This is a genomic window from Actinomadura terrae (genome assembly GCF_022751215.1).
Lineage (GTDB): Bacteria > Actinomycetota > Actinomycetes > Streptosporangiales > Streptosporangiaceae > Spirillospora > Spirillospora terrae.
This window is the reverse complement of record NZ_JAICDG010000007.1, coordinates 341,508-358,239: the sequence shown is the minus strand read 5'-3', so window position 1 is coordinate 358,239 and position 16,732 is coordinate 341,508. Positions and strand designations below refer to the sequence as shown.

At 70.8% G+C, this 16,732-nt stretch carries 16 protein-coding genes and 1 pseudogene; 4 read left to right on the top strand and 13 right to left on the bottom strand.

The window, feature by feature from the left end; translation table 11 throughout:
• Window positions 1-31: 31 nt before the first annotated feature.
• The 4 genes and pseudogenes from K2F47_RS35705 to K2F47_RS35690 all read right to left on the bottom strand — a co-directional run.
• Complete coding sequence (locus K2F47_RS35705) at window positions 32-1,570, bottom strand: precorrin-2 C(20)-methyltransferase (protein ID WP_242910589.1); 1,539 nt, start codon at window positions 1,568-1,570, stop codon at window positions 32-34.
• On the bottom strand, window positions 1,567-2,193 hold the full coding sequence (locus tag K2F47_RS35700; RefSeq protein WP_242910588.1) for a precorrin-8X methylmutase: 627 nt from the start codon (window positions 2,191-2,193) through the stop codon (window positions 1,567-1,569). Before K2F47_RS35700 ends, K2F47_RS35705 begins: the two co-directional genes overlap by 4 nt.
• Window positions 2,190-3,029 carry a ferredoxin-like domain-containing protein gene (locus K2F47_RS35695; RefSeq protein ID WP_242910702.1) on the bottom strand — a complete coding sequence of 280 codons (840 nt, stop codon included), beginning with the start codon at window positions 3,027-3,029 and terminating at the stop codon, window positions 2,190-2,192. Before K2F47_RS35695 ends, K2F47_RS35700 begins: the two co-directional genes overlap by 4 nt.
• A gap of 192 nt (window positions 3,030-3,221) precedes the next feature.
• Window positions 3,222-3,434, bottom strand: a pseudogene (locus K2F47_RS35690) (ferredoxin-like domain-containing protein); the annotation flags it as partial.
• Window positions 3,435-3,575: 141 nt separating this feature from the next.
• On the opposite strand from K2F47_RS35690, the gene cobA reads away from it, so the two are divergent.
• Together cobA and K2F47_RS35680 are read left to right on the top strand one after the other, a co-directional pair.
• Window positions 3,576-4,742 carry a uroporphyrinogen-III C-methyltransferase gene (cobA, locus tag K2F47_RS35685; RefSeq protein ID WP_308198523.1) on the top strand — a complete coding sequence of 389 codons (1,167 nt, stop codon included), beginning with the start codon at window positions 3,576-3,578 and terminating at the stop codon, window positions 4,740-4,742.
• A complete protein-coding gene (locus tag K2F47_RS35680) occupies window positions 4,735-6,090 on the top strand; it encodes a cobyrinic acid a,c-diamide synthase CobB (protein WP_242910586.1) in 1,356 nt (451 codons plus the stop codon). The genes cobA and K2F47_RS35680 overlap by 8 nt, the downstream gene beginning before the upstream one ends.
• On the opposite strand, the gene amcG is transcribed toward K2F47_RS35680, so the two are convergent.
• From amcG to amcH, 7 genes are read right to left on the bottom strand one after another with little or no spacing between them, the layout of a single operon-like run.
• Window positions 6,053-6,604 carry a cispentacin moiety biosynthesis protein AmcG gene (gene amcG, locus K2F47_RS35675; protein ID WP_242910585.1) on the bottom strand — a complete coding sequence of 184 codons (552 nt, stop codon included), beginning with the start codon at window positions 6,602-6,604 and terminating at the stop codon, window positions 6,053-6,055. The genes K2F47_RS35680 and amcG overlap by 38 nt on opposite strands.
• Window positions 6,601-7,743: a cispentacin biosynthesis acyltransferase subunit AmcF gene (amcF, locus tag K2F47_RS35670; protein WP_504913498.1), complete on the bottom strand. Its 1,143-nt coding sequence runs from the start codon at window positions 7,741-7,743 to the stop codon at window positions 6,601-6,603. The genes amcG and amcF overlap by 4 nt, the downstream gene beginning before the upstream one ends.
• Window positions 7,740-8,246: a cispentacin biosynthesis cyclizing decarboxylase AmcE gene (gene amcE / locus K2F47_RS35665; RefSeq protein ID WP_242910583.1), complete on the bottom strand. Its 507-nt coding sequence runs from the start codon at window positions 8,244-8,246 to the stop codon at window positions 7,740-7,742. Before amcE ends, amcF begins: the two co-directional genes overlap by 4 nt.
• Window positions 8,239-8,727, bottom strand: coding sequence for an acyl-CoA thioesterase (locus tag K2F47_RS35660; RefSeq protein ID WP_242910582.1), 489 nt, complete (start codon window positions 8,725-8,727; stop codon window positions 8,239-8,241). Before K2F47_RS35660 ends, amcE begins: the two co-directional genes overlap by 8 nt.
• On the bottom strand, window positions 8,694-10,052 hold the full coding sequence (gene amcC, locus K2F47_RS35655) for an amipurimycin biosynthesis protein AmcC (protein WP_242910581.1): 1,359 nt from the start codon (window positions 10,050-10,052) through the stop codon (window positions 8,694-8,696). Before amcC ends, K2F47_RS35660 begins: the two co-directional genes overlap by 34 nt.
• Window positions 10,053-10,095: 43 nt before the next feature.
• A complete protein-coding gene (gene amcB / locus K2F47_RS35650) occupies window positions 10,096-10,362 on the bottom strand; it encodes a cispentacin biosynthesis acyl carrier protein AmcB (RefSeq protein WP_242910579.1) in 267 nt (88 codons plus the stop codon).
• Window positions 10,363-10,404: 42 nt separating this feature from the next.
• A complete protein-coding gene (amcH, locus tag K2F47_RS35645) occupies window positions 10,405-11,964 on the bottom strand; it encodes an adenylate-forming 2-oxoglutaryl-ACP ligase AmcH (protein ID WP_242910578.1) in 1,560 nt (519 codons plus the stop codon).
• Window positions 11,965-12,304: 340 nt separating this feature from the next.
• On the opposite strand from amcH, the gene K2F47_RS35640 reads away from it, so the two are divergent.
• Together K2F47_RS35640 and K2F47_RS35635 are read left to right on the top strand one after the other, a co-directional pair.
• Window positions 12,305-13,084, top strand: a complete 780-nt coding sequence (locus K2F47_RS35640; RefSeq protein ID WP_242910577.1) for a 2OG-Fe(II) oxygenase — start codon at window positions 12,305-12,307, stop codon at window positions 13,082-13,084.
• A gap of 30 nt (window positions 13,085-13,114) precedes the next feature.
• A complete protein-coding gene (locus tag K2F47_RS35635) occupies window positions 13,115-14,308 on the top strand; it encodes a cytochrome P450 (protein ID WP_242910576.1) in 1,194 nt (397 codons plus the stop codon).
• Window positions 14,309-14,317: 9 nt separating this feature from the next.
• Here K2F47_RS35635 and K2F47_RS35630 read toward each other — a convergent pair whose 3' ends face one another.
• Both K2F47_RS35630 and K2F47_RS35625 read right to left on the bottom strand, forming a co-directional pair.
• On the bottom strand, window positions 14,318-15,691 hold the full coding sequence (locus K2F47_RS35630) for an MATE family efflux transporter (RefSeq protein ID WP_242910575.1): 1,374 nt from the start codon (window positions 15,689-15,691) through the stop codon (window positions 14,318-14,320).
• The gene (locus K2F47_RS35625; RefSeq protein ID WP_308198522.1) at window positions 15,688-16,710 is read right to left on the bottom strand and encodes an LLM class F420-dependent oxidoreductase; all 1,023 of its coding nucleotides are present in this window, start codon (window positions 16,708-16,710) and stop codon (window positions 15,688-15,690) included. The genes K2F47_RS35630 and K2F47_RS35625 overlap by 4 nt, the downstream gene beginning before the upstream one ends.
• Between the last annotated feature and the right edge of the window lie 22 nt (window positions 16,711-16,732).

Here is a 16,732-nt window from a genome sequence, read left to right as displayed (position 1 = left end):
GATTTCCACCCCGGTCAGGCGAGCCGCGCGGTCATGGTTCCTGGCGTTCCGGATAGTGCCGCGGGGTGAACACCACCTCGGCGCCGCCGCGGGTCTGGACGCGGGTCATGGACGAGCCGATGAGCAGCAGCGTGCGCATGTCCACCTCGGACGGCACCAGCTCCGCCAACGGGACCGTGCGCACGCGTTCCCCCGGGCCTCCGACGTCGCGTCCGAGGACGACCGGGGTGGACGGCGCCCGATGCTTCAGCAGCAGGTCGCGGGCGGCCTCGACCTGCCACGTCCGCGACTTCGACCCGGGGTTGTAGATCGCTATCGCGAAGTCCGCCCGGGCCGCCGCCGCCAGCCGCTCCTCGATGATCTTCCAGGGTTTGAGCCGGTCCGACAGCGAGATCACGCAGTAGTCGTGCCCCAGCGGGGCGCCCGCCCGGCTGGCGACCGCGTTGGCGGCGGTGAGGCCGGGGAGCACCCGCACGGGGACCTCGGCGTAGTCCGGCTCGGAGGCCACTTCGAGCACCGCCGAGGCCATGGCGAACACGCCGGGGTCCCCGGACGAGACCACGGCGACCCTCGCCCCGCGTTTGGCCAGGTCCAGCGCGAAGGCCGCACGCTGGGCCTCCACCCGATTGTCCGAGGCGTGCCTGCGCTGGCGGGGATTCGGCGGCACCCTGTCGAGGTAGGTCGTGTATCCGACGAGCTCGTCGGCCCGCGCGAGGGCCGCCTGGGCCTCGGGCGTGAGCCATTCGCGTCCCGCGGGCCCGAGGCCGACCACCACCACGTCGCCGGTCACCCGTTCCGCCGTCCCGGCCGGAGCGGCGGCCTTTCGCTTCGGATTCGCCGCGTTGAGCGGACTCGGCAGCAGGGCCAGGGAGAAATAGGGCACCGAGTCGGGTTCGACGTCCGCGAGCGGTTCGACGCGCTGTTCGGTGTGGGTGGCCCGCTCGACGTACCAGCTCTCGTCCAGCCGTCCGGCCGCCGCGAGCGCCTCGCGCACGCCGGGGAAGGTCCGCCCGAGCTTCAGCACGGCGGCTGAGTCGGTCCGCGTCAGCCACTGTCCGAGGACGTCGGGCGGCAGGGTGCCGGGAAGCACCGTGAGCACCTCGTTCGCCTCGACGAGCGGCCGCCCGAGCTCGGCGGCCGCCGCGTTCATGGACGTCACGCCCGGGACCACGTCGGTCGGGTACCGGTGCGCGAGGCGCTTGTGCAGATGCATGTAGGAGCCGTAGAAGAACGGGTCGCCCTCGGCGAGCACCACCACGTCCCGGCCCGCGTCCAGGTGCGCCGCCAGGCGCTCGGCGGCCTCCTCGTAGAACTCTTCGAGGGCACCGCGGTAGCCCCCGGGATGATCGGTCGACTCCACCGTGACGGGGTAGACCAGGGCCTCCTCGATCTGCCCCTCCCGCAGGTAGGGCACCGCGATCTTCCGGGCGATGCTCCTGCCGTGTCTGGCACTGTGGTAGGCGACGACGTCGGCCTCGCCGATCAGCCGCGCGGCCTTCAGCGTCACCAACTCGGGATCGCCGGGGCCGAGGCCCACCCCGCTCAGCCTGCCGGTCGCCGGCGCGGTCACTCGTCCTCACTCGCGATCGCGTTCACCGCGGCCACGGTCATCGCACTGCCGCCCCGCCGTCCTCGGACGGTGAGGTGGTCGAGGCCGCTCGGGTGTTCGGCGAGCGCCTGTTTGGACTCGGCGGCACCGATGAAGCCGACCGGAAGCCCGAGGACGGCGGCGGGCCGGTCGGCGCCCTCGTCGATCAGTTCGAGCAGGCGGAAGAGCGCGGTCGGAGCGTTGCCCACCGCGACGACGGCACCGCCGAGCCGGTCCCGCCAGAGTTCGAGGGCGGCCGCGGTGCGGGTGGTGCCGAGCTCGGCGGCCAGGCCCGGGACGCGCGGGTCGCCCAGCGTGCAGACGATCTCGTTTCCGGCGGGCAGCCGCTTCCGGGTGATCCCGCTGGCGACCATGTGGGTGTCGCAGAGCACCGGTGCCCCGGCCCTGAGCGCGGCGCGCGCCGAGGCGACCACGCCTGGGGAGTGGCTCACGCTCTCGGCGAGGTCCACCATGCCGCAGGCGTGGACCATGCGCACCACCACCCGGCCGACGTCGGGCGGGAAGCGGGAGAGGTCGGCCTCGGCGCGGATGGTCGCGAAGGACCGCCGGTAGATCTCCTGGCCGTCCTTGAGATAGTCGATCAATCTGTGATCCTTCTGGCCTGGGCGATGGCGGCCGGGAGCTCGGTCAGGTCATGGGCGCGCGGCGAGGTCAGGTTCCCGCCGCTCAGTTCGTAGCGGCCGTCGCCGGTCGCGAGCACTTCGACGGTGCTCCCCGCGGGCCTGCCGCAGCGACGTTCGCAAGCCGCCCAGTGCACGGGCAGGACGCCGGATTTGGCCCCCTCGGAGGCCTGGGTGAGCCGGGCGGCGTCGGCACGGACATCGCTCAAGGCCTTGCCGCATCCCGGACGGCCGGCGCACGCGGTCACGTGCAGCCATTCGGAGGCCGGGTCGGTCGGGAGCCCCGCCTGGCCGAGCAGTCGCCGTGCGCGCGCCACCGCGGCGTCGTCCAGGTTCTCCAGGACGACGGTGCGCCAGGGCGTGATGGTGGCCGTGCCCCCACCGAGATCGTCCAGGAGTTCGGCCTGCGCCGGTGCCAGGGTTCCCAGCGGGACCACGACGCCGAGCGAGTACCCGCCGGTGTGCTCCCGGAGGGGACCGATCAACGCCGCCGGCCGGGACGGGGGGGCGAGCGGAGCGGGGGAGGCCGGGGCCGTCAAGCCGAACTCCTCACCCAGGCGGCGGACGATCGCGGCCGCGCCGCCCGGCAGCCCGCTCAACCGCCAGGCGTCGGAAGACCGCGCGTGCCGCTCTCGGAGAAACGTTCTCGCCGCCGCGATCAGAACGGGCACGGCCTGCTCGACGGGGAAACGCAGACCGGTGTCCCGACCGGTAATGACCAGGCCCGCCACGGTGTCCGAAACCGGGAAAAGGCAAAGGTCCGCGTTGATCGACAATACGCTGCCGCTGCCGTCGTCCAACGCGAAAAGGAAACGGCCGGATAGTTCGGCTAGACCCGGTTCCGCGACGAGTCGCCGGTCGAGCTGCGATATCACCGGCCGGATTTCCCACCGGCCCGGCGGGCAGCGTCCCTGCAAGGGTGCCGCCACGATGTTCCGCGCCCGCTCATGGGAGGCGGACGGCAGTAGCCCCGCGGTGGACAGCTTGCGGACGACTTCGTCGAGTTCGCGTTCCCGCAGGGCCCTCAGCTGGACGTTCGCACGTGACGTCAGTTCGAGGCGACCGTTTCCGTGCACGGCCGAGATGGCGGCGAGCGCCCGGAGTCCACCCTCGGGGAGGACGCCGCCGGGGAGCCGTATCCGGACCAGGAGCCCGTCCTCGGCCCGGTGCGGCCGGAGGGCGCCAGGGCAGGAGTCCGCGCGCATGCCGTCTGTCGGGGGAAAGATCGACACGAGATTCACCCTACATGGCCGATTTATCATTGCCCATGGTTGAACAGGGTGAGGTTCCCTGCGGGATCTTGACTGTTGACCTTGCCGTGACGGCCGATCTACGTTACCTGCCCAATGCGGATCTGGCCGGTGAATCGGGTGGTGAGTATGCGGTCCGTGGCTTGGATTGATGGCTTGCAGGCGCTTCTCTCAGGTCGACCGGTGGTCGTTTTCGGAGGTGGAGCCGAGGTTTTGCCGGACCTGTCGCGGCTGCTGATCGCCGGCGCGAGCGTCCGGCTCGTGGCGCCGGACGTCTGCCCGGCGATCGAGGCGCTGGCCACATCCGGACGGATCAGCTGGGAGGCCCGGGAATGGCAGGCCGCGGACCTGGAGGACGCCTGGCTGGCGATCGCTCGCACACCCGATCCGGCGGAGAACACCGCGATCACGGAGGCCGCGACCAAGCGGCGGCTGTTCTGCTTGGCGAACACGCACGAGCCGGAACGGAGTCCGCGCCGACGGGCGGCGGGACCGCCGCTGCCCGATATCGCGCTGGTCGGCGCGGGCCCCGGTGACCCGGGGCTCATCACTGTCCGGGGCAAGGAGTTCCTCCAGGCGGCCGACGTGGTCGTCATCGACAGGCTCGCACCGCTAGAACTGCTCGCCGACCTGGAGGCCGGCGTGGAGGTCGTGGACGCGGCGAAGATCCCCTACGGTCGGTCCGCCGTCCAGCGGAACCTCAACGAGGTGATGATCGAACGGGCTCGCGCCGGCAGGTTCGTGGTGCGGCTGAAGGGCGGCGACCCCTACGTCTTCGGCCGCGGGTTCGAGGAGGTCGCCGCCTGCGCCGAGGCGGGGCTGCGGGTGACCGTGGTGCCGGGGATCAGCAGCGCCCTGGCGGTCCCCGCGCTGGCGGGGACTCCCGTCACGCACCGGGGGATGACCCATGAACTGACGATCGTGTCCGGCCACCTTGCCCCCGACGCCCCCGGGACGCTGGTCGACTGGGCGGCGCTCAGCAGACTGCGCGGGACGCTGGTGGTGCTGATGGGGGTGGCGCACATCGAAGAGATCGCGAACGCCCTGACGCGAGGAGGGAAGGACCCGTGCACCCCGGCGCTGCTCGTCCAGGAAGGGGCGACCTGCCGCCAGCGGGTGGTGCGCTCGACGCTGGGACGGCTGGCGGCGGACTGCGCCGAGCACAAGGTGGAGCCCCCCTCGGTCTTCGTCATCGGGGAGGTCGCCGGTCTGCCGAGCGCCGGGAGCACCGCCGAGCTCGCCGCGACCGAGGCCGATGACTGACCGGCTGGTCGTCGCGGCGCCGGCCTCCGGGAGCGGCAAGACCACGGTCGCCACCGGCCTGATGGCCGCGCTGCGGGCGCGAGGAAGGCGGGTGGCCCCCTTCAAGGTCGGGCCGGACTACATCGACCCCGGCTACCACACTCTCGCCACGGGCGTACGCGGCCGGAACCTGGACCCCGTCATGGTCGGGGAGCAGCGCATTCCGGCGTTGTTCGCGCACGGCGCGGCCGGGGCCGACATCGCCGTCGTCGAGGGCGTGATGGGCATGTTCGACGGCGGGAACGCGCATGACGACTTCGGCTCGACCGCGCATGTCGCGCGGCTGCTCGACGCTCCCGTCGTGCTCGTGGTGGACGCCTGGGGGCAGACCCGCAGCATCGGGGCCGTGCTGACCGGTTTCCGCGACTTCGACCCCGAGGTGCGCGTCGCCGGCGTCGTCGCCAACCGGATCGGATCCGCCGTCCATGCGCGCATCCTGGCCGACACCTCCGCGGAGGTGGGGGTGCCGTTCCTCGGCGCACTTCCGCGCACCTCGGAGATCGTCCTGCCCTCCCGGCACCTCGGCCTGGTCACGGCGGCCGAACACGGCGCGGCGGCCACCGACGCGATCGGCCTGATGGCGGCGCTGGTGGCGGAGCACGTCGACCTGGCGGCCGTGGCCGGGCTGGCCGCCACCGCCCCGCCCCTCGGCGTGGAACCGTGGAGCCCCGCCGCCGAGGTCGTGCCGGTGCCCGGCGAGCCCGTCATCGCCGTCGCCGGTGGGAAGGCGTTCACGTTCGGCTATGCCGAGCATCTCGAACTGCTCACCGCGGCCGGGGCGCGGGTGCGGGTCTTCGATCCGCTGTACGACGAGCGGCTGCCCACTGGAACATCGGGTGTGGTGCTGCCGGGAGGATTCCCCGAGCAGCACGCGGAGGAGCTGTCGGCGAACGCTTCGCTGCGCCGGGACGTCCTTGAGTTCGCGAAGGGCGGTGGTGCCGTCCATGCGGAATGCGGAGGGCTCCTCTATCTGGTGCGAAGCCTGGACGGCCACCGGATGTGCGGCGTTCTGGACGCGGAGGCGTCGATGTCCGGAAGGCTAAGGCTCGGCTATCGGGAGGCGGTCGCGACGGAGGAGTCGGTGTTCGCCGGTGGCAAGGGCGCCCGGGTCGGCCACGAATTCCACCACACCGTGATATCCCCGCCGCACGGGGCCGTCCCCGCCTGGTCATGGCGAGCTCCGGACGGCTCCCTGGAGAAGGAGGGATTCGTCCAGGACGGGGTGCACGCCTCCTATCTCCATCTGCATCCGGCGGGCAATCCCGACATGGTCACGGCCTTTGTGCGCCGGTGCGCGGCCTCCCGGTGACGACGACGCTCTGGACGGTGTGTCGCGGTGGTCCGGGGAAGTGGCCGCTGACCACCACAGAGGAGGCATGGCCCTGGGCCAGCCAGGCTCCGGCGAGCGCGATCGCGGCCGTGAGCCCCAGCTCGGGCCGCATGGACAGGGTCAGGCTGGGTCCTTTGAAACCGTGCGTGATCGCGGCCAGGACTCCCGCCGAGCCGGGATTCGCCCCGGAGAAGCGAAGCGGCGACGGCCTCCCCGTGGGGACCCGGCGTGCGATCTCCCTCATCGTTCTCATGGTGCATTCGTCGCTCATGGTGATGAGGCCCACGCCCTCGGGATCGGCGTCCAGATCCGCGGGGCAGTTCGCGATCGCGCGGTCGACGGATTCCTCCACCAACCAGGAAAGGGGATCGGCGTAGAACGAGACCCTCCCCTTTTTGCGGAGACCGGACAGGTCGTCGATTGAGGCCTCGCCGGAGGCGAGGAGTGCCACCTCGGCGTGATTCCACGCATCGTGGCCGGACAGGTGCTTCATGTGCGGGCTCTCTCAAAGAGAAGGCAGGTGTTGAAGCCGCCGAAACCGAGCGTGACGCTCAGCCCGTAGTCGCCCGCGACCGGCGCCGGTCGGCCAACGGGCACGGGCAACGAGAGCGACGGCGGGACGTCGGTGAGGCCGCGGACCGGGGGGACCTGCCCGGTCCGAAGGGCTTGCACCACGGCGATCGCCTCCAGCGCGCCGGTCGCCCCGAGCGTGTGCCCGAGGGCTCCCTTCGTCGCGAACATCACGGGCGGGGCCTCCACGCCGCCGAAGATCCGCGAGTAGACCCTTGCCTCCAGCTCGTCGTTCGTCGGAGTACCCGAGCCGTGCGCGTTGATCACTGCGATGTCGTCGTGCGAGACCCCGCCGCTGCGCAGAGCGCGCCCGACGGCCAGCTCCAGCGACCGCCCCGAGGCGTCCGGGGCCACCGACCCCGTGCCGTCGTTGGAGGACCCGGCGCCCGCCAGGAGACCGTGTACGCGCGCCCCGCGAGCCGTCGCCGACCGGACGGACTCCACCACCATGAAGCCGGAACCCTCCCCGAGGAGGGTTCCGTCATGCGAGGCGTCGAAGGCGCGCAGGCCGGTCGGGGACATGGTGCCGAGCAGGGAGTGCCCGAGGCGCTTGGCATCGGTCAGCACGTCGGCACCGCCGCAGACGCAGATCTCCGCGGCGCCGCCGCGAATCAGCTCCAGGCCCATGAGAAGGGTGTCGGCCCCCGCTGAACAGGCCGTCGTCACCACGAGCGGGTGGCGGGCGAACCCGGCGCGGTCGGCGATCTCCAGGGCCCAGGCGCTGAGGGACGAGGTGGCGGGGTCGTCGAGATGCGCCCCGTAGCTGGTCCCGAGGATCGGCTGGATCGCGGACGCGTCCGCCGCCAGCCCGGCGTCCAGCAGCGCGCGGCGCAGCGCCTCCTCGGCCATCGTCCGCTGGCGGACGGCGGGCGGTGCGGAGAACGGCACGGTGGTGACGGCGGCGGCACCGGTGTTGCGCAGCGCGTACGGGGACGGGGTCTCGGCCAGGCCCGACGCGCCGTCGAGCAGCCTGGCCCAGACCTCGTCCAGGTCGTGCCCCAGTGCGGTGGTCCAGGCCATGCCGGTGACGCAGGCTCTGGCGGCACCGGGGCGGTCTCTCACCACAGCGGATCGCCCAGGTCGCCGACCTTCACCCGCACCAGCGTCGCCTTGAACATCGCGACCGGCTCATCGCTCACATAGGCGCGGCCGGAGAAATGGAAGGTGGTGTTCCCGATGCGATCGCTGGTCACCCGGAACACGATCTGGTCGCCGGGGACGACGATGCGGGTGAACCGCGACTTCATCGCCCCGATGAGCGTCAGCTCGTCCTCGTCGAGCGGGGACGTGCTCAGCTGGTAGAGGACGATGCCGGACTGGGCGAACGCCTGCGACATGTGGCTGGCGGGGTAGATGGCCCGCTCCGGGAAATGCCCGGCGATCGCGTCCAACTGCCCGGAGACCGACAACAGGCTGTGCAGGAACCGTCCCGGCTCGTGGTCGAGCACCCGGTCCAGGTAGATCATCGGATGGCGGTGCCGCAGCCAGGTCTTGAGCTCGGTGAAACCTATGGTCTTCGGCTCGCGGTCGGGCTGGTCCGGCGATATCTCGCTCGTCTCAGTCATGGTGATCGCCTCTACTGTCCGCGACGGAGGAAAGGACCAACCTCATGCTGGGCGGCATCACGGCGGGTTTCCCTGTTTCGGTGTCCACGACGGCGAGGACGAGTTCGGCACGGGCGAGCAGCGGCGGATCGCCTTTCGGGCCCCCTGGTCCTTCGACCGTTCCCTCGACCAGGCAGAAGGCGGAGCCGATGCGCGAGAGGCGGGCGGTCACCTCGACGGTGTCGAGGAAGCGCGCGGGCGCGGTGTATTTGACCCGCAGTTCCGCCACGACCAGGTCCAGGTCGTGCTCGCGGAATGCCGACAGGCCGATATCGAGCCGGTCGAGCCCGCGCAGGGTGGCGGTCTCGATCAGGGACGGGTAGCGGGCGAAATGCACCACCCCGGAGTCGTCGGTGTCGCAGTGCTCGATCACGTGCTGGAAGCGGAACAGTTCGGAAGGCTGTCGGGTCAGCCGGCCTGGATCAGTTTCTGGAATGCCCATGTCCCCTCGCGGATACATCTGGCGATGCGCTCGACGTGGTCTTCGTCCGTGATGAGCGGCGGGGCGACGCGCATGGTGGGATATATGTAGGGGAGCCGGTGAGAGCGGCGGCCCGCCCCTGCCATGAACTCGACATAGACGCCGCTCCGGACCAGGCTCTCCCGAAGCGCGGGCAGCCTGGCGGCCGCCGGTTCCGTCAGTTCGACGCCCTGCATCAACCCGCTGCCGCGGACCTCCGAATAGATGTCGGGGAAGGGTTCGACGACCTCCTTCTCCAACAGCACTCGAAGACGTTCTCCGGTGGTCACCGACCTTTCCAGGAGGTTCTCCTCCACGATGTGCCGCAGGCCCTTTCGGATCACCGCGCAGGTGAGGGGGCGCAGGTCGGAGGTCGCCACCGCGCCCGAGGCCCGCACGCCGAGCGAGCGGCGCGCGATGACCAGCGAGGTCGAGAGCAGGCCCATGCCCAGGCTCTTGCCGATGACCGTGATGTCGGTCGGGACCGGTCCCGCTCCGTCGCGCATGGCGAAGAAGGAGCCCGTTCTGGCGAAGGTGAGGACCTCGTCGGCCACGAGCAGCGCACCGCGGGACGCGGCCAGCGCGGCGAGTTCCCGCAGGTATCCCTCCGGTGGTTCGAGGATGCCCGCGTCGCCCTGGATCGGTTCGACGAACACCGCCAGCAGGCGGTCGCCGATGCCTTCCATGTAGTCGCGGAGGATTTCCGGCTCCCCGAAGGGGATGTGCTCGAATCGGATGCCGAAAGGGCCGTCGGGCGCGGGGGAGGGGAGGCCCACCCGGTAGTGGCGGCGGTTCAGCGCCGGGACCAGCCCACTGGTCCAGCCGTGCCACGCGCCCTCGAAGGCGAGGATCGTGTCCCGGGACTCGCCGCCGGGACGGTGTCTGAGCCGCCGCCGGTCGAACCGCGACTCCAGGACCAACCGCAGCGCCAACTCCATGCCCTCGGAGCCGGAATTGCGGCCGCTGACGTGGTATTCGCCGGGCGGAAAGGCATTCGACCAGAGCCCTCCCTCACCGAGCACGTCGACCAGCAGACGCGAGCGTTCCTCCGAGACGACCTCGTCCGTCACGTGCCCGAGGCGGCTCGCGCTCGCCAGCGCGTCGAAGGCCGTCCTGCTCCCGGCGCCGAGGCAGGCGCTTCCGTATCCGCCGCTGGCGTCCAGGACGGAGAACACCCGTCCCGCGTTCTCGCCATCTAGCTCCATGAACTCCTGGTGGAGGCCGGCGGCTCCGAGGCACGCGAAGGGCATCTTGGCCCCCGCGTAGTGGTCCATGTGGAGACGCGCGCCGTCGGCGAGCAGTTCCAACCGGGCATCGCGACCCTCATTTCCACCCTGGGCGGTCACGGCATCACGCATCCGATGTCGCGGATTCCTTGCGCAGCCGGCGGATCAGCTCGCTCAGGCTGCGGATGCTCGTGAAGTTCTCCGGAACGAAATCCTCGTCCGAGATCGTCACACCGAAACGGTTCTCGCATTCGACGCGAAGTTCGGTGAAGCCGAGCGAGTCCAGGCCGACGGTCGCCCGGAGCCCGTCGTCCAGCCCGATCTCCTCCGGCCTCACGTCAACGAAGAGCTCGTCGATGAGTACGTTCTTGATGGTGCCTTCAATGTCCATGGGAGCCGCTCCTTGTCGCTCATAACGTGGAAACGCGTGCCGTCATTTGTGGATCGCTCCGGAGTGAACGGGATGGATTCGGATGCGGTCGGGGCGCTCGCTCGGGGTGAGGAGCGGCGCCAGGCGGCGGCGGATCGCGCGCTCCGACTGCGGAAACTCGTGGTGCACGTAAATATCGAGGTCGAGCGAACGGCCGTCCTGAACCGACGGGACGGCCCGGATCACGCCCGCGAGCGACTCGGTGATCTGCCGGACCGACGCCAGGGACACCTTCTCGTCGCGGATGATGGCGAAGTCGGAAAGGCGGCCGCGGAGGAACAGATAGCCGTCGTCGAGATGTCCCAGGTCTCCGGTGGCGACCGTGCCGGGCGCGACAAGCCCACCCCGTCCGGGCGCCGAGGCCGCTCCGAGGCGCTCGCGATAGACCGTGTCCGACCTCACCAGGAGTTCTTGCTCCCGTTCTCCTCTGCCGACATCGCGCACCATCAGTTGGACGCCGTTCAAGGGCCGTCCTGCCGAGGTCAGCCGGTGGGGAGGCTCGCGGTGGGCGGCCAGCGTCGTCACCCTCGGACCCGCTTCGGTGAGCCCGTAGGTCAGGTAGAGCTCCAATAAGGGATTCCGGCGGAGCAGCGCCGTGGTCCTCTCCGGAGCGAGGGCCTGACCGCCGACGGTGAGCACCCTCAGCCCCTTCGGAAGGCCGCCGTCGGAACCGAGCAGGGTGTCGACAAGTAATGGCGTGAGCGACGAGGCGGTGATTCCGTAGCCGGAGATGCTCTCGTTGTAGCGGGCCGGGGTGAACGGCGGCCCGGTCACCACGAGTTCCGCCCCGATCCGTACCGCTGCGAGGACCTGGGCCACCAGGGCGAACGAATAGTAGATCGGGAGACTGACGAGTATCCGGTCTTCGCTGCGAAGCCCGATGGAATCCGCGTGCCGCTCCGCGTTGCGGAGGAGAGCGTCGAAATCATGCAGGCAGCCGCTGGTGAAGCCGGACGTCCCGGAGGTGAGCAGAGCGACCTGCCCGGGGCTGTGGCAGCGGCGGGCGTGCGTCGAGAAGGTGAGCAGGTCGAGGCCCGCGAAGCGGACGTGCTCGCGTTCACCGAAGTCACCCGGCGTGATGCGCGGCCGGATCACAGCAGAGATTCCCAGCTTCGCGGCCACGTTCCGCACGCGGGCCGACGGCATGGACGGCGGGGCGAGCAGCGGGACATGGCCCGCTTCGAGGACGGCGAAGAAGCACCGCAGCAGCCGCAGGCCGTTCGGCAAAGCGATCATGATGATCGAGCCCGGAGGCAGGGACAGCGCTCGGAGTTCGCCCGCCAGTTCCGTCACCCGACACGTGTCGCCGTCCTCCCGCTCATCGTCGAGGAACAGCACGGAGGCCAGGTAGGCGTCAATGTCAGCGCCTCGCAGGGACAGGGCGGCCATCCGCGTCTCCTCGCTCCGCCGTCGATACCGCAGGAATGCACCGGCTGAATCATGAATATCATTTGGCCGGTCGGCGTTCGAGGGGCGGCGGATCCGCGCAGGTCTCGGCTTCACGGGCGGCGGACGGACGCGGACCAGGCAAGAAGGGTTACGCGAGTACAGCCGGTGCACCACCGATCCGGAAGGACGTGATCGGGGCCCTTGACGCGGCTGTAGATGACCATGACAGTGGGTGTGGAGATGTGCGGCGGCAAACGGAGGAAGCCGTTGAGAGTCCGGTGCGCTCCCACCCCCGTGTCCGGGGCGCGGACCCCGAGTGAGGACCGACCGGCGTGATCCTTCTATTGGCCCCCTTGGACACCGATCCGCCGAGCGCCCGCGTGAGAGGCGCGGAGTGCCGTCTGGCCGTTCCGGCCCAGTGACGGGGCCTGTGCCCTCCGGCGTCGCCGGTTCGGAATCCACTGAACGTTCGGGCAGCCGGGTCGACGTATGGTGCCGCAGAAAGGAGCTACTCGTGACTTTCGTCGAAAAGATCCGAGACACCAGCGTCGACGAGGCGAAGGCCGACGACATCTCGGATGTCGTGCACGGTTCACTGGGTGCCCTCCGCATGGAGGACTTCTTCTCCCACGCTGATTGTCGAAGCTTCGTCTCGGCGCTGAGTCCGACGATGTTCGAGCAGTACGATCCGGACTATTACCAGACCGAGGCCTTCCGGATCGGGCCGTCGCTGACCGAGCACCGGTCGAGCATCGAGGAGTACCCGCCCGCCGCCGAAAAGGCGTGGCAGACCTGGCACGACGGCGCGTTCCCGGTAGATCTGCACTCCATCTTCCGCAGCAAGGTCCAGCGAATATGGAACGGACGGCTGCGTGGGGCGAGTTGCCGCGGAAAGCCCGCCTTCTGGGGAATGATCCGCCGGATGGCGGCCGGCACGCTGGTGCACTGGGACGACATCCGGGAGGAGTTCCCCGGCTATGTCCTCGACGAGGCGCTCTCCGACCAGATCAGCGTCAACGTCTTTCTGGAGGGCCCGGCGGAAGGCGGGGAACTGCTGGTGTGGTCACGTGCCCGGCATTCGTCGGACGAGGCCGCCCGGATCAGTTACGGCTACGACCGCGCCCGGGTCGTCCCCGAACCGCCGGATGTGACGCTGCTGCCGCGGACCGGTGACGCGGTGATGTTCTCCCCGCTCAAATACCACCTGGTGGAGCCGGTGACCAAGGGCGACCGGCTGGTGTTCTCCGTGTTCATGGCGATCGCCGAGGACGGCGATCTGGTCGTGTGGGCGTAGCGAACGAGCAGGTCCACTGAAAGGGCACCCATGACTCTCCGCGCCAGTACCTGGGGCGTTTCCGAGCGGCAGTTCTGGCTGCACGGTCGGCTGCCGGAGCGGCTCGTCGAGTACGACCCGGACCTCGACGGCTGGAACGTCTACGGCCACCCGGAGACGGTGCGGGTCGCGAGCGACTCCGACTCCTTCTCCTCTGACGTCGACCGCATCCTGCCCGAGCACATGAGGATGCGCTCCGAAGGCCTCCTCGGAAAGGAGGACCCTCCGGCGCACACGAGGCTGCGCAACTTCGTCAGGAATGCGTTCACCCCGAAGGTGGTCGCCGACCTCGAACCCCGCATCGCGGAGCTGACGAACGAACTCCTCGACACGGTGGCCGACCAGGATCGCCTGGAGCTGGTGGCCGACCTCGCCCATCCGCTTCCGGTCACGGTGATCGCCGAACTCCTCGGGTTGCCCGAGAGCGACCGCGGCCTCGTCATGCACTGGGGCGAGGAGATGCTGCGGGTGACGGCGACGTCGCTCGTCGACAAGAGCGAGGAGCAGGCCCGCGCCATGGAGGCCACCCGCGTCCTGGTCGACGACCTCACCGCCTACCTCGGCGAACACGTCGCCGAGCGGCGGCGCCGACCGCGCGAGGACCTGCTCACCAGGCTCGTCGAGGCCGAGGTGGACGGCGAGCGGCTGACCACCGAGCAGATCCGGAACCTCTCGCGGGCGCTGCTGATCGCCGGGCACCTCACCACGACGATGCTGCTCGGCAACACCGTGCTCTGCCTGGACGCGCATCCGCGGCACCTCGCCCGCGCCCGAGCGGACGGCTCCGCCCTGCCGCCGATCATCGAGGAGTCGCTGCGCCTCCTCAGCCCGTCGGTGGCGCTCAGGCGCGTCACCACCCGTGACGTCGAGATCGGTGGCGTGACGGTGCCCGCGAACCGCCTGGTCAAGGCGTGGATCGCGGTGGCCAACCGGGATCCGCGGGTGTTCCCCGACCCGGAGGCCTTCGACCCCGCCCGGGACCCCAACCCCCACCTCGCCTTCAGCCGCGGCGCCCATTTCTGTCTCGGCGCCCCGCTGGCCCGCCTGGAGGGACGGGTCGCGCTGGGCGTTCTGCTGGCCCGCTTCCCGAACCTGAGAATCGACCCGGAACGTCCACCCGAGTTCATTCCGAACCCGGGCGTCATCGGCCTCCGCAAACTCCCGCTGCTCCTGACTCCCTCCTGAGCCCGGTGCTCATCGCTGTTCGGCTTCCGGTGCCGGGGTGGCCGTCGGCCGTGCGCGGACGGGCGTCCGCGCACCCCGTCTGTAGCGGCGGCCTAGCAGCAACGAGTACAGCGCTCCGAACGCCATCCAGGCGAGGTACAGGCCGGGCAGGCCGAGGCCGAGGTACACGCCCAGCAGCCAGGCGAGCGGGATGAGCGCGGCGTAGTCGCCGGTCACGGAGGCGAGCATGACGGAGCGGGTGTCTCCCGCCGCGCGCAGCACGGCGCCGTAGGCCATGGCCGCCAGCAGCGTCACCATGCTCAGCAGCGCCACGGGCGTCGCCGACCAGGCGCGGTCGGCGACTGCGCCGTCGGAGGTGATCAGGGAGATCAGCGGGCTTCCGGCGAGGAGCACGGCGGCGGAGGGGACCAGGAGCAGGACGCCCAGCAGGCGCAGCCCCGCGCGGCGCCACGCCTCGGCGCGGTCCTGGTGGCCGGCGCCGAGCGCCTGGCCGGCCAGGATCGTGATGGCGGTGGAGGCGCTGGTCAGGATCGTGAACAGCAGCAGGACGAGGTTGTCGACGATGCGGTAGGCCGCCAGGTCGTCGGTGCCCATGCGGGCGGCGAACCCGGCCAGCAGCGCCTCGTTGAGGTAGCCGACCCCCATCGCGATCATCTCCGGCCAGCCGATCCGCCACAGGCCCCGGGTGATCTGGACGGTCTGGGCGGGGCCGTCCGGCGGCCGGGGAAGCCTGGCGCGGCCGTACCAGAGCAGGTAGGCGGTTCCGGCGGCGGTGGCGGCCAGGGTGGCGGCCGCCGCGCCGGTGACGCCGAGATCCGCGCCGAAGATCAGCAGCAGGCCGAGCGGCAGGTTGACGGCGTTGACCAGCAGGGCCGTGTACATCGAGACCCGCGCCGCGCCGGTGCCCGCGCACGCGCCCTGCAAGGTGAAGGAGACGGCGGCGAACGGCACGGCGAAGGCCAGGACGCGCAGGTAGTCCGTGCCCGGACCGATCAGCTCGTCCGCGCCGCCCAGGACGGTCAGCAGCGGCGTGGCGGCCACGTACAGCAGGGCGCCCACGGCGGTCCCGGCGACCGCGGACGTGAGGACGCCGGTCCGCACGACCCGCGCGAGGTCGCCGGTGCGTCCCGCGCCGTGGTGCTGGGCCGCCTGCACCTGGACGGCGGTGGCCCAGCCGCGCACGATGACCAGCGCCACCAGGTAGATCGGCGCGGCCAGCGCGAACGCCCCCAGCGCCCGCGTCGACAGCCGCGCCAGCATGACCGTGTCCACGATGTTGAGCACGATCTGGGTGAGCCCCGCGACCATCAGCGGGTAGGCCAGCCGCCAGATCGGCCGCATCCCGGCCGACGCGGGCTCCGGCCCGTGACGCGATGCCGTCACAGGGCGGCCTGGGCGGCTTCCAGCAGTTCGGTGTCGCGATCGAGCAGTATCAGCGTGTCCACCCGCGAATCCTTCCAGGCCAGGATCCGTTCGACGATGAGCGGGAGCGGCCCGGCCAGGGCGACCTGGTCGAGCAGCTCGTCCGGGACCGCGGCGACGGCGTCGGCCTTGCGCCCGTCGGCATGGCGGGCGCGGATGTCATGGGCCGCGCCCGCGTACCCCATCTGGCAGGCCACGTCGAAGTAGGTGTTGCGCACGCCCGCGCCCGCCGCGCCGATCAGGTGCGCGAACAGCGGCCGCAACTGGTCGCGGCCCTCCTCGGCGGTGTCGGCGCGCGCCACGTACAGGATCGGAGCGATCTTGACGTCGGCGGGGTCGCGCCCGGCCCGTGCGATGCCCTCGTCCAGGGGACGGGTCAGCGCCGCCTCGTGCTCGGGGGCGTACATGCCCGACAGCCAGCCGTCGGCGATCTCGCCCACCAGCGCCACGTTGCGGGGGCCGATCGCGCCCAGGTACAGCGGGATACGCGGGCGCAGCGGCTCCATCTCCGAGCGGACCGGACGGGCTCCTCCGGTGGCTCCGGGCCCCTGGTAGGGGACCTGGTAGATCTCACCGTCGTGCCGGACCCGCTCCTCCCGGGCGACCGCCCTGCGGACGATCGCGACGTACTCGCGGGTGCGCCGCAGCGGCCGCGTGTAGGGCTGGCCGTGCCAGCCCTCGACGATCCACGGCACCGACAGTCCCAGGCCCAGCTGGAAGCGCCCGTTGGACAGCCGGTCCAGGGTCATCGCGGTCATCGCCGTGGCGGCCGGGGTCCGCGCGGGGATCTGCATGATCGCGGTGCCGAGCTTGATGCGCTCGGTGCGGGCGGCCAGGTAGCCGAGGACGCTGACGGCGTCCGGGCCGTACTCCTCCACGCTCCACACCGAGTCCACACCGATCGCCTCGGCACGCTCGACGACCGGCAACACCTCCTCCATGGGTTCTCCGCCGTATCCCAGTGCCAGCCCAAGACGCACGCGTTCATCCTTCCCTCAAGCA